Source organism: Streptomyces sp. NPDC059816 (genome assembly GCF_042732055.1).
Lineage (GTDB): Bacteria > Actinomycetota > Actinomycetes > Streptomycetales > Streptomycetaceae > Streptomyces.
The window spans coordinates 1-8,254 of the sequence record NZ_JBHWIQ010000061.1; the positions used below are offsets into that span (position 1 = coordinate 1).

Genomic DNA, 8,254 nt, shown 5'->3' on the forward strand with positions numbered 1-8,254 from the left:
TGTAGGTTCTCACTCTCGGTGTCAGGCGCCGACGCTGTGAGCTGGACGTTCCTCTTCAGTCTCACGACGTGTCGGTCGGCGGCTGTCTCAGATCGGTGTCATTTCCTCAGACTGTCCAGCAGGCTGCAACGCTGCCCGTGGCTTCACGAACCTGCATCGGCAGCTATCCGTTCCACCCACTCACGCACGGACACTGCCCGCTCGATGCGGCTGACGATCTCCTTCTTGGACGCCGTGTCCAAGGTCTCCGGGATCTTGTCGAAGGTGTCGGGAAGGACGTCGAGCAGACCCAAGATTTGTTCGCCGGTGCTGACGGTCAACAGTTGCTGGCACCTCCACTGCAGCGGCATCTCGGGACGATGCGTGAGCCGCTGCACGAGCGTCGGGAACAGGTAGTGCGTCGCATCTGCGGCGAGGTGCTCCCGGAGCCAGTCGACCGGGAGCCGCTGGCTGAAGCTGTGCATGGCGGCCTCTTGAGTCAGGTCCAGGAGCTGAGCGGTGTCGACGGCTCGGACAGTGCGGGGAAGAACTGGGTCCATGCCGAGATGATGCCAAGAAGCCCTCGGAACACCGAGAGGTCGGCGGGGGTCGGGCTGCAATCTGCCAAGGAACTCGGCCTGGGCTTTCTCGAACTCGCCGGAGGTCACCCTTTTAGGACGGCTCGCCCTTTATGCGGATCCATTCGCGGATGGTCTCGATGGCGTCGAGGAGGTCCTGAAAGGTGCAGAGATCCCGGTGCTGTTGTCGGACCTGGCCTGTTGCCACGTCCCCGTACTCAAGCTCAGCTTCCCCGCTGCTCCAGACGATGAGCACGGCGACGTGCTCATCGTTTTCGAGCGTCATCCAGGTGCTGGTCTTGGTGCGGCCGTCCTCGGGCGACTGCTGGATGGCACCCGTAATTCCGCAGGACTGCAAGCGGTCCTCATGTTCGGTGAACCAGGCATGGAGCCTCTGCGGCAGTTCAACCGATATAGGCTGCTTTTCTTCGCTTTGTCTCATGGCTGGGCGATGAACCCTGCGGATCGGTCGAGCTGAAAAGGAGACCCGGTCCTCGTTGGTTCCCAGCCTCGGTCCCGTGCTTCTCGGATGCTGGAAGCAACGTGGGCTGGGCGGATGGCCACTGCCTCGGCACCCACCCAGTTACTGGGATGGACCTGACTGCTGGTAACGATCAAGGTCGTGCCCGACTGGTTGCCGTTGGCCGCTTCGACCGCATAGGTCATAGGTGTCCAACAGAGTCCCTGCATGTAGGAGGACTTCCTCCGGATTCGCCAGCGGTACTCAACCCCGTCGACAGTTATGCGCCGGGAACCCTTCTTGTTCAGAGCCATCTTCCCCCTCTTTCGTCGGACTGTAGCGTCGTGCCAACTGGTCCGTCTTCCGGGTATTCCTGGGTGCGGGCTCACGGGCTGCCGTCGCCTGTCCGAGATCGTGGACGGCCTGAGCTCAAGAGCCTGTCGTTTCCTCGTTCTGGGTGCTCATGGCTCGGGCAACGGCCACGATCTTGGTGCCGAACGCGGTGGGACGCATCGGCTGGCCTCGCTGGGCTCGTTCGATCAAGGGCTGGCCAAGGTCCCGCTCGAGCCGATTGATCTGGGTGACCAGGGTGGACTGACCGATGCCGAGGGCTCGGGCTGCTTGCCGCATGGTGTCGTGGGACAGCGCGGCGATGAACCGCTCCAGCCGGTCCCACGCATATGCGCTGGTCAGGGCGTCACTGAGGACAACTGGCGCTTGTGTGGCGCGCTCCGCCGCGCGGAGGGTGGCATTGTGGGAGGCTCCGCCCCGCCGCAGCGGGATGTTGTGGGTGTTCGCCCAGCGGTTCATGTGCGCCGGGCTCATGCGCTTCTCACGGGCGAGATCTCGCAGAGTCCGCCGGCGGTGAACGTACTGCTCGAAGAGCCAGTCGGCCTCGACCTCCGCATGGCGCTTGTAGTCCTGGGGACCGCTGCGTAGGGGGGTGCCGTACTCACCGGCAAGTCGGGTGAGCAGGCGGCGGGAGATGCCGGTGAGCTCGGCGATCTGTTGGAGAGAGCGGTGTTCGTCAACGTAGAGACGGTCCAGTTCGGCCTTGGGCAGGTCCTCCATCGCCTTCCTGAAGGCTCTGCCAGCGGCCCTGGCCTGGGCTTTCGTCTCCGGAATTGCAGGTGCGGGATGCTGGTCGAGCAGGTGCCGGACGGCTTCGACGCTGGTGTTGAGAATTGCGGCCATGTGTTGGGCGGAGTGCTCGCGTCGGCGGACGAGCTTGTGCAGGAGGCGGATGTCGACGCGGTCAGGGTCCGGGCCGGGAAGGTTGAGCCCGTCCATCAGGTTGGTGGGCGGCTGCCAGGCGACGGGTTCGTCGTCGATTCGGCGGGAGTCCAGGAAGGCCCGTGCTTCTTCGCGGAGAGCCTGGGCCAGTTCTGGGGTGCGTAGGGCGGTGCGGCGGGTGTATTCGGCGCGGAACTCGCCACCGTTGATTCCGGGGTGTCCGGGGGCGGATTCGATCGGCAGCCCGCTGATCTGCTGGAACAGATAGCAGCGTGTGATCTGCTGGTGGAGGCCGCTGCCGGGCGGAGTGTCAGTGCGGCGGCAGATCGCCGCCCAGTGCTCGGCTGGCATCAGGTCGGAGTAGTCCAGGCCGCGACGGCGCGCGTAGTTGATGGGGACGTCGACGGCGTCGAGGTGGTCGGCCAGGCGGACCAGAGCGGTGACGAGATCGGCCCAGCCCGGATGGTTGTCCAGTCGTTGCAGAACCCGGGAAAGGTCGTGGCCTTCGAGCACGTTGCCGAGCCGGCGTGTGGCCGTGTCGAAGTCGATGCGGCTGTCGACGATCAGGAGGCTGGAGGCCATTGCTGGAGCCAGGATGCGCGCGAACGTGCCTCCCGGTGGGGCCAGCCGAACGGCCCATGAGTTCCAGAACATGCTGGGGATCTTCCGGCTCCGCAGCTTCATGTCCGTCTTCGTTCTCGCGGGGAGGCGGGGCATCTCCGCTGGTAGGCGATGCCTCAGGTGATCACTGGGACGGCATGCGGGGGCCAGCCCAGCGAGGTGAACGGCCGTCAGGACCGGACTCAACCCGTGTCCCCACTGCCGGATCGTGGCAGGGCTGACTTGCGCCTCGTCGTCGCGGATGGCTTCCAACAACGGACGTAGGGCCGATCCGGCTTGACGGATGTCCGGCTGATTCAGCACGCGCAGGGCGGCGATGACGGCCGTCGCGGCGGTGACAGCCCGCGGTGGCGACATCAAGCCGGGCCGCTGTTCGGCCCGGGCGGCGAGCGTGCAGCCCGAGTCAGGGTGGAGGTGGGGGCCGACGACGTCGGCGGGCACCCACTGGGCGAGGTCCTGGCCAGGGAGGCAGGACAGCAAGCGTCCGCAGACGGCCCGGACGTCAGCCAGTGCCGCGGTTGACGACTGGGGTGCGACGGCATAGGCGCCAAACGCTGCCGTGCCCTTCTCGATCACGTCCAGCAGCAGGGCCTGGGCGGCGAGCGCGGGATGGTCTGCGTCCAGGCGAAGGGTGTCGGCATCTGCCAAGTCAAAGCCGCAGCCGCTGGTGACGGACCGGCCGGGTCCAGTGGGGGTGTTGCCGCAGCGGCCAGGATCGGGGATGGACCGCGGGCCTCGGGGCCGGAGCCGGGGGATGCGCCCACAGCTCGGGCAGCAGTCCGCGAGCAGGCGCCGGTGACGCAGGCAGGCGAAGGACCAGCCGAGCCGCCAGGACAGCATCCAGCGTCCGTCGTGCTCGGCGAGACAGTCCGGGCAGAAACGGGATCCCCGACCGCGGCCCCAAAGCGCGGTGATGCGGACGCGGCGGCGCTCGGCATCGATCGTCAGTGCCCGCTGGTCGTAGTGCCGCAGAGTCATCGAGTGGATGCGTGCTTCGGCCAGTCCGGTCGTGGCCGAAACCGCTGCGGCTTGTTGCGGCTGAAGCAGGACCGTCCAATCCACCGGGCCCCGAGGCAGCCCGGTGGCACAAGTCAGATCGCCGAGGGGGGTGTGCAGGCGCCGGGCGAGAGCCTCCAGCCAGGAGTCGAAAGCCTCCCCGTCCAGCGGGGCGAAGCGGACCGGCAGCGTCCTCAGGATCTCGCTCATGCGGCCGTGCCGCGGCGGGCCTTGGGTCGGCTGGTCATCTTCCCTGTCTCGAGGGCCAGTGCAAGTTCGCGGCGGGCTTCCTCGGCAGCGGCGTCGTTCTTGACGGTGCTCAGCAGTTCCTCGTCCAGCCGCTCGGCGCCGGTGCGTACGGCTTTCTGGCAGCCGCGGTTGATCAGCGTCATCAGGGAGCCGATGTGGCCGGTGCTGCGGGCGAACAGGTAGTCGGACAAGTCGTCGGCGATCATGCCGGGCCGTTTGTCGGCCAGCACCACCCGCTGTTCGATGCCCAGCAGCATGTCCCGCCAGTCGCGGCGCCCCTGCTCGGTGGTGACGGTGAACGGCTCCATGTCCAGTCGGGTGGTGCGGCGTCCGGTCTGGGCCACAACGGCGTCCTCGAAGTCCTCGCCCTCGTCGAACAATCCGCGCTTCTTCAGCCCGACGCCGATCATCAGCAGGGTGACCGGGAACTCGTTCGCGATGTACTTGAAGTGGTTGCTGACCTCGACACCGGACCGATTCCTCCAGCGCAGGAAGTGCAGGTCGTCGACAATCAGCAGCTTCGCCTCGCTGGACAGGACGCTGTCCAGGGCCCGGTAGCCGAAGTCGGCGGCCGTGCCGCGAAAACGCCCTGGATGCCCGTAGAACTCCAGGATCGCGCGGTTGAAGTCGCGCATCCCGGTGTTCGCCGTCAGCCCGACACGGCAGACCGGCCACCGCTCGAAGCCGCCATCGGTGTACTCACCCGCCTCGGCGATCTCCCGGCGGTGGAACTTCTTGGCGAACGCCAGCACCGCCGTGGTCTTGCCCAGCCCCGGGAACGCGTCCAGCGCGATGCCGCCCTTGACCTTGTCGCCGTCCTGGTCGTTGCTGTCGACGATGTCCCACAAGTCCTCGTGCAGCGCGGCCATCTGCGGCGTGTGCAGCGGACCGAGGTTCGCGTGCCACTTGCGCCGCCCGCGGTTGTAGTCGGCAAGAGCCGCCTCGCCCAGGGCCTTGATCTGCCGCCGGGACAGCGGTTCGGGCTGGGGCCGCACCGGTGCTTCGGCCAGTCGCTTCAGCCCCTCCTTGCGGGAGAGGGTGAGGTGGTCCAGCTTCGTCCGGAGATCCTCGACGGGTCCGGTTTCGCCGCGGCTACTCATCGACGTCCTTCAGCGCGGTGGCGTAGAAATCGTCCTCGTCGATCAGGTCCAGGTCCTCGAGCTCCGCCAGGTCTTCGAAGTCGGTGACATCGTCGTCGCCGGCCTCGACGCTGCCGATCTCCTCCGGCTCGGCCTGCGGCTGCTGAACCGCCCCGCTCAGTGCGCGGCGGACCGACGGCAAGTCCGCGACCGGTTGAGTGCCGATCGCCGGGAGCTCGATGCCCTGCCTGCGCGAGAGCCGAAGGGCCATGCGCCGCTCGGCGGGAGTGCTTCCCAGCCCCGCGTTCCAGCGCTCCAGCAGATCGGCGACGGCAAGCCGGTCATTGGGGTAGCGGTACTTCCTCGCCGCGAGTTTGCGGGCGAAGGCCAGGGCCTCCTCGCTCAGCGGCATCGGCATCTCCGGCGCGTGCTCCCACCGGAGTTCACGCCAGACGCGGCTTGGGTCCCGGAAGTAGATCGTCGTGATGTCGTCGGGGTTGACCTGGAACGGCCAATGATCGTCCTTGCCCCGCCAGGCGTAAGGGCTCTTCGACCCCGGCGACGGCAGGCCCGGACCGCGGTAGCGGCGCCCGCCGATCTCGACGCCGTAGTGCTGGAGCGTGCGCCAAGCGGTGGGCAGGAACTCGAACGCCAGATCGCGGTCGCAGGGAACCTCGATGTAGCCGGCCCGGGCCATGCCGTGCTCGAACATCTGGGCCGGAGACATCCGCAGCCCTGGAAGCCCCGGGTCGACCAGCGACGTGTGCGGCCGGCAGTGATAGACCGTCGCGATCCACTCCCGGATGATCTCCTCCAGCTCGTCCAGGTAGTAGAACGCCTCGCCCTCCACGTTCTCGCCGCGGGAGTGGATGTCCGGTCCCTTGTAGCCGGGCAGGGCCTGCAGCAGATCCTCGCGCAGGGTGCGGAAGAACCGCTCCACCGGCCCCTTGTCCCGTCCCGTTCGCAGTCGGGCGGGCTGGATCGAGATCCCCATCCGCCGGCAGACGCTGGACAGATGGTCCGAGACGTAGACCTTGCCGTGGTCCACCACCAGAGTCTCCGGCGCGATCGGCGGGGCGGCCAGGCCCACCCCCTCGACAGCGACGTCGACCAGAGCCGTGCGCGGAATGCCGTGCTCGGGCCAGACCGCGCCGCGCGGCCACCTCGCGTTGAACGGCCGGGGCCGAAAGGACTCGAAGAGGACCGCCGCGACATCCACGGCCTTGGTGGAAACCGGCGTCAGCCTCACCCCGGTGATGCAGCGGGTGCACCAGTCCATCCCGACCGAAAGCTCGGCCTGCACCCACCGCAGCGTCAGCGGATCGAAGGCGAACACGTCCAGCCGGGTGGAGTCCATCAGCAGGTACTCGCCGGGCCTGGTGGGCCGCAGCTTCCCGTACGGCCCCTCCGGTCGAGCGGCGATGTCGCGGTTCCGTTTCGTGCTCAGCCGGAACAGCGGATGGCGGCACTCCAGGTCCTGGAGGATCCGAAACGCGGTCGCCCGGCTCGGCTGCGGCACCACGTCCGTGCCGAACCGGGCGATCACCCGGGCCCGGGTCCGCTCGATCACGAACGTCCGCGACGGCCGCGAGGAGTTGGTGTGCTCGACCATGACTTCCAGCGCGGTCTCCACCCACCGCTGATCCGCTGATGCCGCCGGGCCGCCGGCCTGCCCCCTCCTGGGGGCCAACCCCGCCTCGCCGTGGTCGCGGAAGGCGGCGAGCCACCGCTCGACGGTGCGGACGGTAACGCCGAGCTCCGCAGCCTTGGCCGCCTTCTTGGCCTCCAGCGGCACCGCCGATGCGTACTCGTCACGCGGCTCAGCGTCGGCCGCCAACTCCGGGCTGCCCGACCGGAATCCCGTGAGCACTTCCCGCATGTGCCCGGCCCGCTCGGCTGTCGCCGCACGCTCTTCGCCGCTGAGCTGGTCCAGGACCACCGAGGCGAGCTCGTCGGCGTCCGCTCCTGACGGGCCGGGACCATCGGGGATCACGCGAGCGCGGTCGGAGAACAGCAGTTCCTTCAGCGACAGCCGTTGAACCCGGCCGCGGACATCCTTCAGGACGACTTCGTTACCCGCCGTCGTCGCTGCCAGCTCGATCACCTCGACGGCCTCGCCGTCGTAGACGAAGCGCGTCCCGACACCGACCCGAGTGCTGGCTCCGCTCACGCTGGCCTTCCCACCAGGGTCGAGGCGCCCAGCGGGCTCGTGAGATCGACACGCAGCTCGTGCTTCCACAGCAAGTGGTGGATCGCGGCCCGAACGTGCTCCTCCTCGCGGCCCGGAAGACAACGGGCTGCCTCTGCCAGCGGAACACCGTTCAGGCCGGCGCCGCGAATTTCCTGAAGAAGCTCAGGACAGAACAGCCACTCCCGGCGGAAACCCGCCAGGAAGCGGATGTTCTCCAGTTCCGCAGGCGGCGGCTCGCTCCACACCTCGTATCGCCACCCGCGCTCCTCCACCGCATGCCTGGTCCAGGCGAAGGTGGAGGCCACCACCGGGTCGTCCAACCGCCGCAGCGGCTTCACGTCCACGACAACCGGGCCGTCCTCGGTCGCCAGGAAGTAGTCCGGGATGTGCTTACGGACCTTCCCCTCCGCCACCGTCTTCAGCAGGAACGGCTGGGCCACAATGCCGCGTACCGAAGCGTCAAAGTCGGCGAACAACAGCCGTGCGAGCTCCAGGCGCGACTCGTAGATCACGAGATCTCCGACCGTCGCCGACCAGTACGCGCCGGAGTAGTGCTTCTGCCCCATGTACCAGCGGAACGTCCGCCACGGAGCAGCTGACTCGATCGATTGCGCAGTCGCAGACGCCCACGTCCGGTCTTCAGCCGTACCGTCCTGCCTGCGGATGCTGACCGTCGCCTCCATGCCCACCCCACTCCGGTGCCGCCATCGACAGCACGCTGCCGCTTGCGACACACCCGGCGGGATCACTCGCCCAGGACTTCACCCGAACGGGTGACGTCATGACCTGCGAATCTCAAGACCGTGTCACATCCGACTCTGATCCGACATCGGTCGTGAGATTCCGACATGAAATCTGAGACCCTACA

At 67.7% G+C, this 8,254-nt stretch carries 6 protein-coding genes; all 6 read right to left on the minus strand.

What is annotated here, in order from left to right:
- Positions 1–143: 143 nt before the first annotated feature.
- On the minus strand, positions 144–539 hold the full coding sequence (locus tag ACFV88_RS35825) for a hypothetical protein (protein WP_385496409.1): 396 nt from the start codon (positions 537–539) through the stop codon (positions 144–146).
- A 112-nt stretch (positions 540–651) separates the two neighbouring features.
- Positions 652–999: a hypothetical protein gene (locus tag ACFV88_RS35830; RefSeq protein ID WP_385496410.1), complete on the minus strand. Its 348-nt coding sequence runs from the start codon at positions 997–999 to the stop codon at positions 652–654.
- Positions 1,000–1,446: 447 nt separating this feature from the next.
- Positions 1,447–4,077, minus strand: coding sequence for a TniQ family protein (locus ACFV88_RS35835; protein ID WP_385496411.1), 2,631 nt, complete (start codon positions 4,075–4,077; stop codon positions 1,447–1,449).
- Positions 4,074–5,216 (minus strand): AAA family ATPase, encoded by a 1,143-nt coding sequence (locus ACFV88_RS35840; protein WP_385496412.1) that lies wholly within the window; start codon positions 5,214–5,216, stop codon positions 4,074–4,076. The genes ACFV88_RS35835 and ACFV88_RS35840 overlap by 4 nt, the downstream gene beginning before the upstream one ends.
- The gene (locus ACFV88_RS35845) at positions 5,209–7,365 is read right to left on the minus strand and encodes a helix-turn-helix domain-containing protein (protein WP_385496413.1); all 2,157 of its coding nucleotides are present in this window, start codon (positions 7,363–7,365) and stop codon (positions 5,209–5,211) included. The genes ACFV88_RS35840 and ACFV88_RS35845 overlap by 8 nt, the downstream gene beginning before the upstream one ends.
- Positions 7,362–8,069 carry a TnsA-like heteromeric transposase endonuclease subunit gene (locus ACFV88_RS35850; RefSeq protein WP_385496414.1) on the minus strand — a complete coding sequence of 236 codons (708 nt, stop codon included), beginning with the start codon at positions 8,067–8,069 and terminating at the stop codon, positions 7,362–7,364. The genes ACFV88_RS35845 and ACFV88_RS35850 overlap by 4 nt, the downstream gene beginning before the upstream one ends.
- Positions 8,070–8,254: the final 185 nt, after the last annotated feature.

Bases quoted from the DNA above. Each gene is read 5' to 3' on its own strand.
- ACFV88_RS35825 (WP_385496409.1), bottom strand. From the start codon at position 539: ATGGACCCAGTTCTTCCCCGCACTGTCCGAGCCGTCGACACCGCTCAG.
- ACFV88_RS35830 (WP_385496410.1), bottom strand. From the start codon at position 999: ATGAGACAAAGCGAAGAAAAGCAGCCTATATCGGTTGAACTGCCGCAG.
- ACFV88_RS35835 (WP_385496411.1), bottom strand. From the start codon at position 4,077: ATGAGCGAGATCCTGAGGACGCTGCCGGTCCGCTTCGCCCCGCTGGAC.
- ACFV88_RS35850 (WP_385496414.1), bottom strand. From the start codon at position 8,069: ATGGAGGCGACGGTCAGCATCCGCAGGCAGGACGGTACGGCTGAAGAC.
- ACFV88_RS35840 (WP_385496412.1), bottom strand. From the start codon at position 5,216: ATGAGTAGCCGCGGCGAAACCGGACCCGTCGAGGATCTCCGGACGAAG.